A 15,762-nucleotide genomic window follows, 5' to 3' on the forward strand; every position below is an offset into this window, starting at 1 on the left:
AGGCAACAAACGGCTCGGGCGGTCAAGGAATGAGCCTGATCGACGAGACTGGCCCCCTTCGGCAACGGAGGGGGCCGATTTCGGTTTGGCGGGGCGCTGGCCGTTTGGCACGCGCGCCCGGATGCGGGGCCCGTGGCGCGTGCGCGGGGGGGGGCGCGGTCAGGACGCGAGGCGCATGGCGCGGGCCTCGGCGTCGATCGTGAAGACCGCGCTGAGCTGTTTGAGGGCGCGGGCCTGGGCCAGCAGGGCCTGAACGGCGGCGGAGTTTTCCTCGAACATCGCGGCGTTTTGCTGGGTGACCTGATCGAGCTGGTTCACCGCCGTCGTGACCTCCGAGATGCCCACCGATTGCTCGGCGGCGGAGGCGGCGATGGTCTTGATGACGCTGTCGAGTTCCGAGACCAGATCGCCGATTGCGCCGAGCGCGTCATCGGATTGGCTCGCCAGCGTCACGCCCGATTTGACCTGCGCTTCGGAGGTGCTGATCAGCTCGGCGATTTCGCGCGCGGCCTCGGAGGAGCGTTGCGCCAGCGCGCGGACCTCGGAGGCGACGACCGCGAAGCCGCGGCCGGATTCGCCCGCCCGCGCGGCCTCCACCCCGGCGTTGAGCGCAAGGAGGTTGGTCTGGAAGGCGATATCGTCGATCACGCTGGTGATCCGCGAGATCTTTTCCGAGCTGTGGGCGATGTCGTTCATCGCGGTCAGGGTCTGTTTCACGACATCGCGCCCGAGCGCGGTCTTGTCGCGGGTCTTGCCCACCGCGCGGGCGGCATTGCGCGCGCCGTCGGCCGAGCTGTCGACCGAGGCGGCGATCTCGTTCATCGCGGCGGCGGTTTCCTCGAGCGAGGCGGCCTGGGTCTCGGTGCGCCGGCCAAGCTCGGTCGAGGCGTTGTTCAGGCTGGCGGCTTCCGACTGGATCTCGTCGCCGGTCTCGATGATCGCGCCGGCGAGTTCGGCAAAGCGGGTCACGGCGGCGTTGAAATCGACGCGCAGCTGTTCATAGCCCGGCGGGAAGCTCTCGACGATCGCAACGGTCAGATCGCCCTCGGACATCGCCTTGAGATTTGCCGCAAGGGTGGTGACCACGCGTTCTTGCTCGCGCATCTGCGCCTCGCGCTCGACCTCGGCGGCGGCGCGGGCCGCTTCGCGGTCGCGCAGTGCCTCGGCCTCTTGCCGGCGGCGGTCCTCCTGGGCGGCGGCCTCGCGCTGGCGCAGCTCTTCCTCGCGCGCCTGGGCGGCCTGTTCAGCGCGGCGCATCTCTTCATCCTTCTCGCGCCGGCTTTCCTCCAGCGCCTGCTTCTCGATCAGCGCCGCGCGGAACGTGTCGATCGCGCGCGCCATGTCGCCGATATCGCTGCGCGCGCTGGTGAAGGGCACCGCGCTCGCCGCATCGCCCGCGGTCATCGAGCCCATGCGGCGGATGATCGCCTCGAGCGGGATCGTCACGCTGCGCGCCAGCAGCGTCGAGATCAGCATCAGCACCGCCACCGCCCCCGCCAGCGCCCCGAGCGAGATCTTGCGCAGATGGGCCAGTGCGGCCTCGATATCGGAGACATAGGAGCCGGTGCCCACGACCCAGCCCCAGGGCTCATAGATCCGCACGAAGCCGAGCTTCATCTCGGTCTCGGTCGAGCCGGGTTTGGTGAAGTAATAGCGCAACATGCCGCTGCCCTTGGCCTCGACCAGCTTCAGCATCTCGACGAAAATCGGCGTGCCCTTGGCATCGACATAATCTAGCTTGTTGGTGTTGACCCAATCGGGCTGCGTCGGGTGGACGAGCATGACGCCCTTGGTATCGAGGGCATAGAAATAGCCGCTGTCGGCGAAGGTCATCGCGGTGAGTTGCAACCGCGCCTCGGCCTGCGCCTGTTCGAGCGTTATCGTCCCGCTATCGACCTCGTCTTGCAGATGCGCGAGCGCGCTGATCGCGGTATCGGTGACATCGCTCAGATGGGTCTCGCGCATGTCATAGGCGTTGCTCACCGCGAGTTTCAGAAGCCCCTCGGACAGGCCGGCGAGCGCGAGCGCGGCGATGAGGACGATGGCGTAGATCCGGGCAGGAATCCGGTAGAGTTTCGACAGCCTTATCGGTATTCCCTTTTCGTTCAGCTTCGACACTAAATCCAAGGGATGAAACAAAGGTTTCTGGAATGAAAAAACCGGCCAGCGCGGGGCTGGCCGGGGTAACATCTTGAAATTCGGATGTTTCAGAGGGCGCCGTTGCGGCTCTGGATCATCATGAAGGTGTCGTAGTTGTATTCGGCGAGCTGCGCCCAGACATAGGCGTCGCGTTTATAGGCGAGCTGGCTCTCGTAGATCTTCTTGAACGATTCGTTCGAGGCGAGCAGCTCGTCATAGACCTCCATCGAGGCCTTGTAGCAGGCTTGCAGGATCTCGGCCGAGAACGGGCGCAGCTGCGCGCCATTGGCCAGCAGCATCTTCAGCGCGGTCGGGTTCTTCTGGTCATAGGAGGCCAGCATGTCGCTGTTGGCGGCCTGGGCGGCGACCATGATCACCTCCTTGTAGGCCTCGGGCAGCGCCTCGAATTTCTCCTTGTTGATCATCGTGTGCAGCGCCGCGCCGCCTTCCCACCAGCCGGGGTAGTAGTAATAGGGCGCGACCTTGTAGAAGCCGAGCTTCTCGTCGTCATAGGGGCCGACCCATTCGGTGGCGTCGATGGTGCCCTTCTCGAGCGCCGGGTAGATGTCGCCGCCGGCGATCTGCTGGGGCACCACGCCGAGGCGTTCCATCACCTTGCCCGCGAAGCCGCCGAGCCGCATCTTGAGGCCCTTGAGGTCGTCCACCGAGCTGATTTCCTTGCGGAACCAGCCGCCCATCTGCGCGCCGGTATTGCCGCAAGGATAGGCGACAATGCCGTGGCCGGCGTAGAATTCGTTCATCAGATCATTGCCGCCGCCATAGTAGAACCAGGCGTTCTGCTGGCGCGCGTTGAGGCCGAAGGGCACCGCGGTGCCGAGCGCGAAGGTCGCGTCCTTGCCCCAGAAGTAATAGGAGCAGGTGTGGCAGGCCTCGACCGTGCCGTTCGAGACCGCGTCCATCGCCTGCAGGCCGGGGACGATCTCGCCCGCCGAGAAGACCTGGATCTTGAATTTGCCGCCGGTCATCTTCGAGACGTAATCGGCGAAGGTCTCGGCGCCGCCGAAGATCGTGTCGAGCGATTTCGGGAAGGACGAGGTGAGGCGCCAGGTGACCTCGGGCAGATCCTCGGCGAGTGCCGGGGTGGCGAGCGAAGCGGCCGCAGCGGCGGCGCCGCCAAGCGCGCCCTTACGAATGAACGAGCGACGATCCATTGATTCCTCCCATGATCGATCGGGCCGCCCTCCTGATGGGTCCTCCCCCCGGGGGCGGCTTCGGTGGTCAATTTACCTGACCGGAAACGCCTGTCCAGAGCGTTTGCGCAAGAAAGTTGCGTGCGCGGGCGTAAAAAGCAACCGGCCGGGCGCTCGGGCCCGGCCGGAAGGCATCTGCAAGGCGGGGCGGCTCAGAGCCGGCCGGCGCGCTGTTGCATCATCATGAAGGTGTCGTAGTTGTATTCGGCGACCTGCGTCCAGAGATAGTGCTCGGCGCGGAAGCTCTTCACCGAGGCCCAGAGCTTGGCGAAATCGGGGTTGGTGGCCTCGATCTCGGCATAGACCTCGTTGGCGGTGTCGAAACAGGCCTGCAGGATCTCGGGCGAGAAGGGGCGCAGCTGCGCGCCCTCGGCGATCAGCTTCTTCAGCGCGATCGGGTTGCCGTAATCATATTGCTGGAGCATGTTCGCATCGATCGCCTGCGAGGCGGTGCGCAGCAGCGATTGATAGGAGGCCGGCAGCTCGTTCCACTTGTCGAGGTTCATCATGAAGTGGACGGTCGGGCCGCCTTCCCACCAGCCGGGGTAGTAGTAGTAGGGCGCGACCTTCACGAAGCCGAGCTTTTCGTCGTCATAGGGGCCGACGAATTCGGTCGCGTCGATGGTGCCCTTCTCGAGCGCCGGGTAGATATCGCCGCCCGCGAGCTGCTGGGGCACCACGCCGAGGCGCTCGAGCACCTTGCCGGCAAAGCCGCCGACCCGGAATTTCAGCCCCTTGAGGTCTTCGAGCGTGTTGATTTCCTTGCGGAACCAGCCGCCCATCTGCACGCCGGTATTGCCGCCCGGGAAGCCGATCAGCCCCTGTTTGGCGAGGAATTCATTGTAAAGCTCGATGCCGCCGCCGAAGTAATGCCAGGCGTTTTGCCCGCGCGCCGAGAGCCCGAAGGGCACGGCGGAGGCGATCGCCCAGGCCGGATCCTTGCCCCAGTAATAATAGCCGACGGTGTGGGCCATCTCGACGGTGCCGTTGCTGACCGCATCGGCCGCCTGCAGGCCGGGGACGATCTCGCCCGCCGCGAAGGGCTGGATCTGGAACGCGCCATCGGTCGCTTCCGAGACGCGCTTGCACAGCGCTTCGGTGTTGCCCCAGAGCGTGTCGAGCGATTTCGGGAAGGACGAGGTCATCCGCCAGGTGATTTTCGGGGCCGATTGCGCGAGCGCAGGGGCGGCCAGCGTGGTCGCGGCGGCGCTGCCGAGCGCGGCTTTGGTCAGGAAGGAACGGCGATCCATCGGGGATCCTCTCTTTATTCAGTGGATGCCGGCGGGAAACGGGAGGTCCGCCGGGCGCCGCAACCCTCTCACCGCGCGCGGGCGGTGTCCAGACCGATCCGTGCAAATCTCGCGATATCTGCGCAATAAACGGTCGTGCGGGGCGGGCTGTGCGCAGTCGCCGTAGGGGGGGCGGGGCGGGGGAGGGGGCTCAGCCGCGGCTGTCGGGCAAGGCGATGCGCGCGACCTGTTCGGCGATCGGGTCGACCGAGAGCGGATGGGTCTCGCCCGAATGGTCCTCGGGGCGCCCCAGATCCTGCCAGCGGCCGTTCTTGAAGATCTCGAGCGCGCCGAATTTCGCCTTGTAGCCCATCTTGCGCGAGCCCGGCACCCAATAGCCGAGATAGACGTAAGGCAGGCCCGCGCGCCGCGCGATCTCGACATGGTCGAGCACGAGATAGGTGCCGAGGCTGTCGTCGATCCGGTCGGGCTCATAGAAGCTGTAGACCATGCTCAGCCCGTCATCGAGCACATCGGTCAGGCAGACAGCGGTGAGCGCGCGGGTGTTGCCCGGGCTCGCCTCGGTCTCGCGATATTCGACGACGCGGGTCTTGACCGGGGTCTCCTCGATCATCGCGGCGAATTCGAAGATATCCATGTCGGCCATGCCGCCATCAGCGTGGCGGTGGTCGAGATAGCGGCGGAAGAGCGCGAATTGTTCCTCGGTGGCCCAGGGGCTGGTGGCGGTGCGCGCGAGGTCCGCGTTGCGGCGCAGGACCCGGCGCTGGGTGCGCGAGGGGGTGAAATCGGCGACCCGGATCCGCGCCGAGAGGCAGGCCATGCAATCGGCGCAGGACGGCCGGTAGAGCACGTTTTGCGAGCGCCGGAAGCCCTGGCGCGAGAGCGCGTTGTTGAGCTTGTCCGCCCCGTCGCCCTGCAGCGCCGTGAACAATTTGCGCTCCGCCCGGCCCTCGAGATAGGGGCAGGCTTGCGGCGCGGTCACGTAGAACTGTGGGGCCAGCGGGAGGGAATGACGCATGAAACGGGCTTCGTGAGGGTCGGCCGGTTGAGGCTATCAAGAAGCCCGCGCCGCGCCAAGTCTTTTGCTCTGCGGCTAATCTAGGCGCGCGGGCGCGGCGTTCAAGCGGCACCAAAGGCGGCATTTTCGCGCTATTTGAGGCGGGTTTTCAGAAAAATGCCGCCCGCGCGGGGGCGCGGACGGCGAAAAGGGCGCGAGGGGCGCGGAGAGGGCTCAGGCGCGCGGGGCCTGGCCGTCGGCGTCGGTCGCCTGCTCGGGCATGGCGGGCGGGGCGGCGGCGGCGCGGGCGCGTTCATCCATGTATTGGTCGAACTCGGCCTTGTCGCGGGCCTCGCGCAGGCGCTGCAGGAAGGCTTCGAAATCGCCCTGTTCGCGCTCGAGCCGGGCCAGGGTCTCGGCCTTGTAGGCCTCGAAGGCGCTGTTGCCGGTCGGGCGTAGCACGGTGAAGCCCGTCTGCGGGCCGCAGGCCATCCGCCCGCGTTTGCAGCCCTTCCCGAAACGGCCGGTGATCAGGATGAAGCCCAGCACCACGAGGCCGAGCGGCCCCGCGAAGATGAACGAGCCGACCATGACCACGATCCACGAGATCGGGCCGCGGGCGTCGAGCCAGTCGAGCGCGCGCCGAAGAGGGCCCGGGCGGGCGTCGGCAGGGGTATAGGCGTAGGCGGACATGGGAACCTCCAAGACAATGTGAACCGTCTTCACATTGGATCATATGGGCAGGCCGCCGCGCCGATCAAGAGGGATGTGAATGTTTTTTACATCGCGCCCGGGCCGCGCTCATTCGGTGAAATCGGCGATCTCGGCGCCGGTCACGCGCAAAAGATCCGCCGGCGCGATGTCGAAGAGATGCCGCGGCGTGCCGGCGGCGGCGAAGACCCGATCAAACGCGCACAGCCGCGGGTCGAGATAGCTGCGCACCGGCGCCAGATGCCCGAGCGGCGCGACCCCGCCGATCGCAAAGCCGGTCTCGGCGCGGATCAGCCCGGCATCGGCCTTGCCGAGCGCCTGACCGGCGACGGCGCTGGCCTTTTCGGCGCTGACCCGGTTGCCGCCCGCCGTCAGGAACAGCACGACATGCCCGCTCGTCTCGCCGCGGAAGATGATCGACTTGACGATCTGGTCGAGCCCGCAGCCCACCGCCGCCGCCGCCTCCTCGGCGGTGCGCGCCGCGCCCACTTCGCGGATCTCGCTCGAAAGCCCCGCCGCCGCCAGTGCCTCGGCCACCCGTTTGAGAGATTTGCTCATTCTCGTCCTCCGATTGCCCCTTGCTAGGCCGCCCCGGGCCGCGAGGGAAGCCCCATTGACCGCGCCGGGGCGCGCGGTAGTCTGGCGCCATGAACTTTGCATCGCGCCTGACCCGCTGCCCCCTGCCGTTCGAGCCCGACCGTGGCGCCGATCTGGCGGCCGATTTTTCCGACCTCGCCCCCGAGATCGTCGCGCTGATCCGCGGCACGGCGGGCTGTTCGCCCTATCTCGCGGGGCTGATGACGCGCGAGGCCGAGTGGCTGCGCGCGGCGCTCGCGGCGGGGCCGGAGGCGGCCGAGGCCGAGGAGCTTGGCCGGCTCGACGCGGTGGCGCTCGACGATCTCGCCGAGGAGCTTCGCCGCGCCAAGCGCCGCATCGCGCTGCTTGCGGGGCTCGCCGATCTCGGCGGGGTCTGGTCGCTCGAGGAGGTCACCGGCGCGCTCACCCGGCTGGCGGACCGCGCGACCGGCTGCGCGCTCACCCGCCTGACCGCCGAGGAGATCCGCCGCGGCAAGATCCCCGGCGCGCAGCCCGAAGACGCCCGGACCGCCGCCGGGATGGTCGCGATCGCGATGGGCAAGATGGGCGCGCATGAGCTCAATTATTCCTCCGATATCGACCTGATCTGCCTCTTCGATCAAAGCCGCTTCGACCCGGATGACGTGATGGACGCGCGCGCCGCCTTCATCCGCGTCACCCGCAAGATGGCGGCGATGCTCTCCGATATCACCGCGGGCGGCTATGTCTTCCGCACCGATCTGCGGCTGCGCCCCGATGCCTCGGTGACGCCGGTCTGCATTTCGATGGCCTCGGCCGAGCTCTATTACGAGGCCGAGGGCCGCACCTGGGAGCGCGCGGCCTATATCAAGGCGCGCCCCTGTGCGGGCGATCTGGCCGCGGGGGCGCGGTTTTTGCGCACGCTCACCCCGTTCGTCTGGCGCAAACACCTTGATTTCGCAGCGATTCAGGATGCCCACCACATGCGCCTGCGGATCCGCGACCACAAGGGCCTGAACGGCCCGATCTCGGTGCCGGGCCATAATATCAAGCTCGGCCAGGGCGGCATCCGCGAGATCGAATTCTTCACCCAGACCCGCCAGCTGATCGCCGGCGGGCGCGATGCGAGCCTGCGCGACCCGACGACCGTGGGGGGGCTGCGCGCGCTTGCCGCGCAGGGCTGGGTGCCCGCCGATGTCGCCGAGGAGCTGACCCGCCATTACCGCGAGCACCGCGATATCGAGCACCGCATCCAGATGGTGAACGACGCCCAGACCCAGCTTCTGCCGGCCTCGCCCGAGGGCGTGGCGCGGATCGCGGCGATGATGGGCGAGGGCGATGCGGGGGCCTGGACCGCGCGGCTTGGCGCGCGGCTGGCGCGGGTCGAGGCGCTGACCGGGGCGTTTTTCGCCCCCGGCGAGGCCGAGGACCGGCCCGATCTCTCGCCCGAGGCGGCGGCGACGGTGGAGGGCTGGCGCAGCTATCCCTGCCTGCGTTCGGAGCGGGCCTGCGCGATCTTCGGCCGGATCGAGCCCGAGATCCTCAAGCGGCTGACGCGGAGCGCCAACCCCGATGAGGCGCTGCGGCAATTCGATGGCTTTCTCAAAGGCTTGCCGGCCGGAGTTCAACTCTTTTCGCTGTTTGACGCGAACCCGCAGCTGATCGACCTGATCGTCGATATCTGCGCCACGGCGCCCGCGCTCGCGGCCCATCTGTCGCGCAATTCGGGCGTGCTCGATGCGGTGATCGGCGGGTCGTTCTTTGCGCCCTGGCCGGGGCCCGCGGGGCTCGCCGAGAGTTTCGCCGCGGCGCTCGAGGCCGCGCCCGATTATGAGAAAAAGCTCGATGCGGCAAGGCGTTGGGCCAAGGAGTTCAAGTTCCGCGTGGGGGTGCATCACCTGCGCGGCCTGAGCGACGCGGCCGAGGTCGCGCGCCAATATGCCGAGATCGCCGGGGCGGCGGTGGCGGGGCTCTGGCCGCAGGTTCTGGCCGAGTTCGCCGCCAAACACGGGCCTGCGCCGGGGCGCGGCGCGGCGGTGGTGGCGATGGGCTCGCTCGGCGCCGAGCGGCTCAATGCCTCCTCGGATCTCGACCTGATCGTGATCTATGACGCGCAGGGCGTCGAGCAATCCGAGGGCCGCAAGCCCTTGGCCACGCGCGCTTATTTCGCGCGCCTGACGCAGGCGCTGATCACCGCGCTGACCGCGCCGATGCCCGAGGGGCGGCTTTACGAGGTCGATATGCGGCTGCGGCCCTCGGGGCGGCAGGGGCCGGTGGCGGTCTCGCTCGAGAGTTTCGAGAGCTACCAGATGGGCGAGGCCTGGACCTGGGAGCATCTGGCGCTGACGCGGGCGCGGGTGATCGCGGGGGAGGCGAGCCTTGGCGCCGATATCGAGACGGTGCGGCGCGCGGTTCTGGGCGCGAAGGGGCGCGAGGCGCGGGTGATGCCGGACTTGGCCGAGATGCGCGCGCGGATTTTTGCCGCCAAGGCCTCCGATGGCGCCTGGGAGGCCAAGATCGGCCCCGGGCGGCTGCAAGATATTGAACTGCTTGCACAAAGTTTTGCGCTCCGAGCGGGCGATCCGGCCCGGCGGGTGGAGGCGCAGCTGCGGCTGGGGCCGCGCGCGGGGCTGATCGGCAAGGCCGAGGGCGAGGCGCTGGCGGCGGCCTATCGGTTCCTGTGGCGGTTGCAGGCGGGGGGGCGGTTGCTCACTGACCGGCCGCTCGATATGGAGGCGATCGGCGAGGGCGGGAGGGCGTTCCTGTTGCGCGAGACCGATGCCGAGAGCCTCGCGGCGCTTGCCGCGCGGCTGGAGGAAACGACCACGGAGGTGGCCGCGATCGTCGATGCGGCCTTGGTGTGAATGGCGAGGAAAATCATGGAGTTGCGTGACGCTGACCCGAAGGGGTTGATCCGCGAGAGCTATCGGATCGAGGGGATCACCGTCGAGGAATGTCGCTCGATCTTCCTCGATTGGGCGCTGAGCATCGCCGCGCAGACCGACCCGCAGGAGGCGATGCGCGCGCTGATCGCGGCTTATGGGGCGGAGCCCGCGCATCCGATGACCGGGGTGCTGACCGAGGGGCTGACGAAACCCGCCGGCGGCGGTGGCCGGCGCGGCGGGCGGGCAGGGCGCGTCAGCGGCTGAGCCCCGCCGCCTCCCGCGCGAGCGCCTCGATCCCGGCCCAATCGCCCCGGGCCAGCAATGCCTCGGGCGCGAGCCACGAGCCCCCCGCGCAGATCACATTGGGCAGCGCAAGATAGTCGGGCGCCGAGGCCAGCGTGATCCCGCCGGTCGGGCAGAAGCTGACCTGCGGCAGCGGCCCGCCGAGCGCCTTGAGCGCGCCCGCACCCCCCGAGGTCGCGGCGGGGAAGAATTTCAGCATGTCATAGCCCCAGTCGAGCGCCTGCATCACCTCCGAGGCGGTGACCGCGCCGGGCAGGAGCGCGAGCCCCTCCTCCTCGGCGGCGCGCACCAGCCGCTCGGTGAGCCCCGGCGAGACGCCAAACCGCGCGCCCGCGGCCTTCGCGGCCTTCACATCGGCGGGTGTGAGCAGTGTGCCCGCGCCCACCACCCCGCCCTCGACCTCGGCCATCGCCCGGATCACATCGAGCGCGGCGGGGGTGCGCAGCGTCACCTCGAGCGCCGGCAGCCCCCCCGCGACGAGCGCCCGGGCCAGAGGCTGCGCGAGTGCGGCGTCCTTGACCACCAGAACCGGGATGATCGGCGCGAGGCCGCAAAGCGCGCGCGCGGCGGCGGATTGTTCGGCGGGGGTCATGCAAGGTCCTTTCGTCGCGATGGCGGAGAGGGCAGAAGAGCGTATTTATGCCAAGAAGAAACGCAGGGTCTTCTTCTTGGCCCAAATACGCAAAATTCCACGGGTTTCATCAAACCACCACGCTGGCGCCGGAGGTGGCGGGGCCGACATTGCGGCGGAAGGCGGCGAAGAGTTCGCGCCCGAGGCCGTGGTCATTGGCGCTCAGATCGGGGGTCGCGGGGGCGCGGGTCTCGAAGCCCGGGGTCAGGCAGGTAAGCTCGCCTGCCTCCGCGTCGAGCCGGATCAGATCGCCGTCGATGAGGCGCGCGAGCGGGCCGGCCGAGCTCGCCTCGGGGCTGACATGGATTGCGGCGGGCACCTTGCCCGAGGCGCCCGACATCCGCCCATCGGTGACCAGCGCGACCTTGAGCCCGCGCCCTTGCAGGACCGAGAGCGTCGGGGTGAGCGAATGGAGCTCGGGCATGCCATTCGCGCGCGGGCCCTGAAAGCGCACCACGACCACGGTGTCGGTGGTGAATTCGCCCCGTTTGAAGGCCTCTTTCACCGCCTCCTGATCCTGGAAGACGCGCGCGGGCGCCTCGACGAGGCGGTGTTCGGGCGCCACGGCCGAGACCTTGATCACCCCGCGGCCGAGATTGCCCTTGAGCTCCTTGAGCCCGCCCTGTGGCTGGAAGGGGCTGGCGGCGGGGCGCAGGATCTTGTCGTTGAGGCTCTCGCGCGGGCCCTCGACCCAAGCGAGCCCCTCGGGCCCGAGGCGCGGCTCGGTCAGATAGGCGGCGAGCCCGTCGCCCGCGACGGTCTTTGCATCCGGGTGCAAAAGCCCCGCGCCCAGGAGCTCGCGGATCAGGAATTGCAGCCCGCCCGCGGCGTGGAAATGGTTCACATCGGCCAGCCCGTTGGGGTAGACCTTGGCCATCAGTGGCACCACCGCGGAGAGCGCGTCGAAATCCTCGAGGTCGATCTCGATGCCGGCCGCGCGCGCCATCGCGGGCAGGTGCAGCACGAGGTTCGTCGAGCCCCCCGTTGCCATCAGCCCGACGATGCCGTTGACGAAGGCGCGCTCGTCGAGGATCTCGCCGGCGGGGCGGAACTCGTTGCCGAGCGCGGTGATCTCGGCGGCGCGGCGCGCGGCGGCGACGGTCAGCGCGTCGCGCAGCGGCGTGCCGGGGTTGACGAAACTCGCGCCCGGCAGGTGCAGGCCCATCACCTCCATCAGCATCTGGTTGGTGTTGGCGGTGCCGTAGAAGGTGCAGGTGCCCGGGCCGTGATAGCTCGCCATCTCCGCCTCCATGAGCCGCTCGCGGCCCACTTCGCCGGTGGCAAACTGTTGGCGCACCTTGGCTTTTTCATCGTTGGGCAGGCCCGAGACCATCGGCCCCGCGGGCACGAAGACCGCCGGGATATGGCCAAACGTCGCCGCCGCCATGATCAGCCCCGGCACGATCTTGTCGCACACGCCAAGATAAAGCGCCGCGTCGAAGGTGTTGTGCGAGAGCGCCACCCCGGCCGCCAGCGCAATCACATCGCGCGAGAAGAGCGACAGCTCCATCCCCGGCTGGCCCTGCGTCACGCCATCGCACATCGCCGGCACCCCGCCTGCCACCTGCGCCGTCGCGCCGATCTCGCGCAGCGCCGCGCGGATCTGCGCGGGGTAGCTCTCATAGGGCTGATGGGCCGAGAGCATGTCGTTATAGGCCGTCACGATCCCGATATTGGGCGCGCGCCCGGCCGCCAGCGCGGGTTTGTCGGCGCCCATCGCGGCATAGGCATGGGCCTGGTTGCCGCAGCTCAGATGCGCGCGCGCGGGCCCCGCGGCGGCGGCGGCGCGGATCCGGGCGAGATAGGCCGCGCGCGGGACCTCCGAGCGCGCGCGGATCTTGTCGGTCACGCGGGCGAGGGTGGCGTTGAGCGGCGGAAAATCGGGCATGGAGCTCTCTCGATCGGTCTTGGGCCGGGGCGGGGCGCCGCGGCGGTTGGGCTCTATCTAATGCGTTAGCGCTAACAAATCAACTCTCCACCCCAGTCGCCAGTTGACCGGGCGCCTTGACCCTAGGGCAAGGGCGATTCCGCGAAATCGTGCGAGAATGAACCATTTTTTGCCACAATGCGCGCGCAGCATGCAAGCCGAGCCAGAATGGTCGAACCGGAGGCAAAGCCATGAAACCGCTGCTGAAACCGATCCGTCTCGTGGGCGCGCTGGGCGTTCTCGCGCTGCTTGCGGCCTGTGGGGGGGGCGAGCCCGCCACGCGCAGCCTGAGCGCGGCCTCGGATCTGCCGCAGGTGAGCGCGCCGGCCGTTGCGCCGCTGTGGAATGTGGTCGGCGTGAGCGTCGATGTGCCGCAAAGCCTGCATGTTTCGGAGGCGAACCTCTACTACCCGATCGCCGATATCGTCTGGCGCGGCGAGGCCCGCGGCGACCGGCGCGCGCAGGTGCGCGCCATCTTCACCGATGCCGCGACGCGCGCCACCGAGGGGATGCACAAGGGCCGCCCGGTCACCGTCGATATCGAGGTCACGCGCTTTCACGCGGTCACCGAGAAGGTGCGCTACACCTTCGGCGGCACCTACAGCATGAAATTCCTCGTCACGCTGCATGATGCGCAGACCGGCGAAGAGATCGGCGCGCCGCGCTTTGTCGATGCCTCGCATCCGGCCTCGGGCGGGCAGAAGGCGATCGATGAAGAGGCGCGCGGGCTGACCCAGAAGGTCGTGGTCACCGATTTCCTCTCCAAGGCGATCGCGGCCGAGCTTGCGCGGCCCGTCTCCGCGCAGGGCGAGGCGATCGCCTCGGCCCAGTGAGCGGCTTCTCTCGGCGGCCAAAACGCGTTAGAGGGGGCGGGAACGCCCCCTTTCTCATGCGGTTTCCAGATGAATGAACAGATTTCCCGCCCGGTCGTGCGGCTGCGCCCCAAGGCCGAGGCCCGCGCCATCCGCCATGGGTTCCCTTGGGTCTATGCCGATGAGCTGGTGACCGACCGGCGCACCTCGAACCTCGCCCCCGGCGCGATCGCGACGCTCGAAGATGCCGAGCGGCGCCCGCTTGCCACCGTCACCGTCAACACCGCCTCGAAGATCATCGCGCGCGTGCTCGACCGCGACCCGGGCGCCGAGATCACGCAAGCCTGGCTCACCGCGCGCCTCGCCCATGCCCAGGCGCTGCGCGAGCGGCTCTTTGATGCGCCCTTCTACCGGCTCGTCCATGCCGAGGCCGATGGCCTGCCCGGCGTGATCATCGACCGCTTCGGCGACACCGCGGTGATCCAGCCCAATGCCGCCTGGGCCGAGGCCCATATCGAGGCGCTCGCCGCCGCGCTGGCCGAGGTCACCGGCGTCACCACCATCGTCAAGAACGGCTCGGGGCGCGCGCGCGGGCTCGAGGGGCTGGCCGAGGAGATGGTCGTGCTGAAGGGCGCGGTCGCCGGGCCGATCGAGGTGCCGATGAACGGCGCGCTCTACATGGCCGATGTGATGGGCGGGCAGAAGACCGGCCTCTTCTACGATCAGCGCCCGAACCATGCCTTTGCCGCGCGGCTCGCGCGCGGCGCGCGGGTGCTCGATGTCTTCTCGCATGTCGGCGGCTTTGCGCTCGCCTGTCTGGCGGGCGGCGCCGAGAGCGCGCTCGCGGTCGATGCCTCGGCCGCGGCGCTCGGGCTGGCCACGCAGGGCGCCGAGGCGATGGGGGCGGGGGCGCGCTTTGCCACCCGTCAGGGCGATGCTTTCGCCACGCTCGAGGCGCTGGCCGCCGAGGGCGCGCAGTTCGATCTGGTGATCTGCGACCCGCCCGCCTTCGCGCCGGCGAAATCGGCGCTTCAGGCGGGCTTGCGCGCCTATGAGCGGATCGCGCGGCTCGCCGCGCCGCTCGTCGCGCCCGGCGGCTATCTCGGGCTCTGCTCGTGCTCGCATGCGGCCGATCTGGCGCAGTTCCGCGCGGCCTCGGCGCGCGGCATCGGCAAGGCCGGGCGGCGCGGGCAGCTTCTGCACACCGGCTACGCCGGCCCCGATCACCCGATGCTGCCGCAGCTCGCCGAATCGGGCTATCTCAAATCGCTGGTCTTCCGGCTCGATTGATGCGGCTCTTGCTCGACGCCTGTGTGCTGGTGCCGACCGTGCTGCGCGAGATCCTGATCGGGGTCGCGCGGCGCGGGCTTTATGAGCCGCTCTGGTCGGCGCGGATCCTGGAGGAATGGGCGCGCGCGGCGGCCCGCTTCGGCCCCGCGCAAGAGGCGCTCGCGCGCGGCCAGATCGCGCTTTTGCGCGCCGAATTTCCCCGCGCCGAGGTGGCCGCGCGCCCGGGCCTCGAGGCACGCCTGCATCTGCCCGATGCCAACGACATCCACGTCCTCGCCGCCGCGATCGCGGGCAACGCCGAGGCGATCGTGACCTTCAACGCGGCCGATTTTCCGCGCGGCGTGCTGGCGGGCGAGGGGCTTGCGCGGCGCGACCCGGATGGGCTTTTGTGGGAGCTCTGGTCGGGCGACCCCGCGCCGGTGGCCGAGGTGGTCGAGGCGGTGCGCGCCGAGGCCGAGCGCCTCTCGGGCGAGGCGCAGCCCCTGCGCGCGCTCCTCAAACGGGCGAAACTGCCGCGCCTTGGCAAGGCTTTGGGCGCATGAGGCTCGGGTTTGTCAGCCTCCCCACCCGCGGCGCGGCGGATCAGCTGCTGGCCGAGCTCGCGCGGCGCTGGGCGGCGGCGGGCCGCCCCTGCGTGGCGCTGGTGCGCGCGGCGCCAGAGGCGCTGGACCCGGCGCGGCCCTGCGAGATGGCGCTCGAACTCTGGCCCGGCGGCCAGATCTACCCGATCTCCCAGGACCTCGGCCCGGGCGCCAATGCCTGCGCGCTCGATGCCGGCGCGCTCGAGCTTGCCGCCGCCGCCGCCGAGACCGCGCTCGCCCGCGCCCCCGCCGGCGCGCCGCTGATCCTCAACAAATTCGGCAAGCAAGAGGCCGGCGGCCACGGCCTGCGCCCGCTGATCGGCGCGGCGCTGGCCGAGGGGCGGGCGGTCCTGCTCTCGGTGCCGCCCGAAACCCGCGCGGCCTTCGAGGCCTTTGCCGAGGGGCTCGGCGCGGAACTTCCGCCCGAAATCGCGGCGCTTGACGATTTCTTGCGCGCCTGAGCCCGCCCG

The 15,762-nt window shown here is 69.3% G+C and carries 14 protein-coding genes; 6 read left to right on the forward strand and 8 right to left on the reverse strand.

The annotated features are described in order from the left end of the window. Window positions 1–159: 159 nt before the first annotated feature. The 6 genes from LPB142_RS06690 to LPB142_RS06715 all read right to left on the reverse strand — a co-directional run bounded on the left by LPB142_RS06690 (window position 160) and on the right by LPB142_RS06715 (window position 6,866). Window positions 160–2,118 carry a methyl-accepting chemotaxis protein gene (locus tag LPB142_RS06690; RefSeq protein WP_071165893.1) on the reverse strand — a complete coding sequence of 653 codons (1,959 nt, stop codon included), beginning with the start codon at window positions 2,116–2,118 and terminating at the stop codon, window positions 160–162. An 89-nt stretch (window positions 2,119–2,207) separates the two neighbouring features. Continuing rightward, window positions 2,208–3,311 carry a TRAP transporter substrate-binding protein gene (locus tag LPB142_RS06695; protein ID WP_068767307.1) on the reverse strand — a complete coding sequence of 368 codons (1,104 nt, stop codon included), beginning with the start codon at window positions 3,309–3,311 and terminating at the stop codon, window positions 2,208–2,210. A gap of 191 nt (window positions 3,312–3,502) precedes the next feature. Next, a complete protein-coding gene (locus LPB142_RS06700) occupies window positions 3,503–4,600 on the reverse strand; it encodes a TRAP transporter substrate-binding protein (protein ID WP_068767306.1) in 1,098 nt (365 codons plus the stop codon). A 190-nt stretch (window positions 4,601–4,790) separates the two neighbouring features. After that, window positions 4,791–5,618: an arginyltransferase gene (locus LPB142_RS06705; protein ID WP_071165894.1), complete on the reverse strand. Its 828-nt coding sequence runs from the start codon at window positions 5,616–5,618 to the stop codon at window positions 4,791–4,793. A 213-nt stretch (window positions 5,619–5,831) separates the two neighbouring features. Beyond that, window positions 5,832–6,290, reverse strand: a complete 459-nt coding sequence (locus LPB142_RS06710) for a DUF2852 domain-containing protein (protein ID WP_071165895.1) — start codon at window positions 6,288–6,290, stop codon at window positions 5,832–5,834. A 108-nt stretch (window positions 6,291–6,398) separates the two neighbouring features. Next, window positions 6,399–6,866, reverse strand: coding sequence for a YbaK/EbsC family protein (locus tag LPB142_RS06715; RefSeq protein WP_071165896.1), 468 nt, complete (start codon window positions 6,864–6,866; stop codon window positions 6,399–6,401). An 89-nt stretch (window positions 6,867–6,955) separates the two neighbouring features. Here LPB142_RS06715 and LPB142_RS06720 point away from each other — a divergent pair, with 89 nt between their 5' ends. Together LPB142_RS06720 and LPB142_RS06725 are read left to right on the forward strand one after the other, a co-directional pair. Continuing rightward, the gene (locus tag LPB142_RS06720) at window positions 6,956–9,727 is read left to right on the forward strand and encodes a [protein-PII] uridylyltransferase family protein (protein WP_071165897.1); all 2,772 of its coding nucleotides are present in this window, start codon (window positions 6,956–6,958) and stop codon (window positions 9,725–9,727) included. A gap of 15 nt (window positions 9,728–9,742) precedes the next feature. Then, window positions 9,743–10,012 (forward strand): hypothetical protein, encoded by a 270-nt coding sequence (locus LPB142_RS06725; protein ID WP_083392752.1) that lies wholly within the window; start codon window positions 9,743–9,745, stop codon window positions 10,010–10,012. Here the strand turns inward: LPB142_RS06725 and eda are convergent. Both eda and edd read right to left on the reverse strand, forming a co-directional pair. Next, entirely contained in the window at window positions 10,002–10,643 is a 642-nt protein-coding gene (gene eda / locus LPB142_RS06730; RefSeq protein ID WP_071165899.1) for a bifunctional 4-hydroxy-2-oxoglutarate aldolase/2-dehydro-3-deoxy-phosphogluconate aldolase, read from the reverse strand. The genes LPB142_RS06725 and eda overlap by 11 nt on opposite strands. A 109-nt stretch (window positions 10,644–10,752) precedes the next feature. Continuing rightward, on the reverse strand, window positions 10,753–12,570 hold the full coding sequence (edd, locus tag LPB142_RS06735) for a phosphogluconate dehydratase (RefSeq protein WP_071165900.1): 1,818 nt from the start codon (window positions 12,568–12,570) through the stop codon (window positions 10,753–10,755). A gap of 230 nt (window positions 12,571–12,800) precedes the next feature. Here edd and LPB142_RS06740 point away from each other — a divergent pair, with 230 nt between their 5' ends. From LPB142_RS06740 to LPB142_RS06755, 4 genes are all read left to right on the forward strand, one after another. Next, the gene (locus LPB142_RS06740; RefSeq protein ID WP_068767298.1) at window positions 12,801–13,442 is read left to right on the forward strand and encodes a DUF6778 family protein; all 642 of its coding nucleotides are present in this window, start codon (window positions 12,801–12,803) and stop codon (window positions 13,440–13,442) included. Window positions 13,443–13,511: 69 nt separating this feature from the next. Beyond that, entirely contained in the window at window positions 13,512–14,711 is a 1,200-nt protein-coding gene (locus LPB142_RS06745) for an RSP_2647 family RNA methyltransferase (RefSeq protein WP_071165901.1), read from the forward strand. Beyond that, window positions 14,711–15,253 carry an RSP_2648 family PIN domain-containing protein gene (locus LPB142_RS06750; protein ID WP_071165902.1) on the forward strand — a complete coding sequence of 181 codons (543 nt, stop codon included), beginning with the start codon at window positions 14,711–14,713 and terminating at the stop codon, window positions 15,251–15,253. The genes LPB142_RS06745 and LPB142_RS06750 overlap by 1 nt, the downstream gene beginning before the upstream one ends. Next, window positions 15,250–15,753 carry a DUF2478 domain-containing protein gene (locus tag LPB142_RS06755; protein WP_071165903.1) on the forward strand — a complete coding sequence of 168 codons (504 nt, stop codon included), beginning with the start codon at window positions 15,250–15,252 and terminating at the stop codon, window positions 15,751–15,753. The genes LPB142_RS06750 and LPB142_RS06755 overlap by 4 nt, the downstream gene beginning before the upstream one ends. Window positions 15,754–15,762: the final 9 nt, after the last annotated feature.

This window comes from Rhodobacter xanthinilyticus, from assembly GCF_001856665.1.
GTDB classification, from domain to species: domain Bacteria; phylum Pseudomonadota; class Alphaproteobacteria; order Rhodobacterales; family Rhodobacteraceae; genus Rhodobacter; species Rhodobacter xanthinilyticus.

Excerpts from the sequence above, each read along its gene's own strand:
- LPB142_RS06695 (WP_068767307.1), bottom strand. The coding sequence starts at position 3,311 with ATGGATCGTCGCTCGTTCATTCGTAAGGGCGCGCTTGGCGGCGCCGCC.
- LPB142_RS06700 (WP_068767306.1), bottom strand. The coding sequence starts at position 4,600 with ATGGATCGCCGTTCCTTCCTGACCAAAGCCGCGCTCGGCAGCGCCGCC.
- LPB142_RS06705 (WP_071165894.1), bottom strand. The coding sequence starts at position 5,618 with ATGCGTCATTCCCTCCCGCTGGCCCCACAGTTCTACGTGACCGCGCCG.
- LPB142_RS06710 (WP_071165895.1), bottom strand. The coding sequence starts at position 6,290 with ATGTCCGCCTACGCCTATACCCCTGCCGACGCCCGCCCGGGCCCTCTT.
- LPB142_RS06715 (WP_071165896.1), bottom strand. The coding sequence starts at position 6,866 with ATGAGCAAATCTCTCAAACGGGTGGCCGAGGCACTGGCGGCGGCGGGG.
- LPB142_RS06720 (WP_071165897.1), top strand. The coding sequence starts at position 6,956 with ATGAACTTTGCATCGCGCCTGACCCGCTGCCCCCTGCCGTTCGAGCCC.
- LPB142_RS06725 (WP_083392752.1), top strand. The coding sequence starts at position 9,743 with ATGGAGTTGCGTGACGCTGACCCGAAGGGGTTGATCCGCGAGAGCTAT.
- eda (WP_071165899.1), bottom strand. The coding sequence starts at position 10,643 with ATGACCCCCGCCGAACAATCCGCCGCCGCGCGCGCGCTTTGCGGCCTC.
- edd (WP_071165900.1), bottom strand. The coding sequence starts at position 12,570 with ATGCCCGATTTTCCGCCGCTCAACGCCACCCTCGCCCGCGTGACCGAC.
- LPB142_RS06740 (WP_068767298.1), top strand. The coding sequence starts at position 12,801 with ATGAAACCGCTGCTGAAACCGATCCGTCTCGTGGGCGCGCTGGGCGTT.
- LPB142_RS06745 (WP_071165901.1), top strand. The coding sequence starts at position 13,512 with ATGAATGAACAGATTTCCCGCCCGGTCGTGCGGCTGCGCCCCAAGGCC.
- LPB142_RS06750 (WP_071165902.1), top strand. The coding sequence starts at position 14,711 with ATGCGGCTCTTGCTCGACGCCTGTGTGCTGGTGCCGACCGTGCTGCGC.
- LPB142_RS06755 (WP_071165903.1), top strand. The coding sequence starts at position 15,250 with ATGAGGCTCGGGTTTGTCAGCCTCCCCACCCGCGGCGCGGCGGATCAG.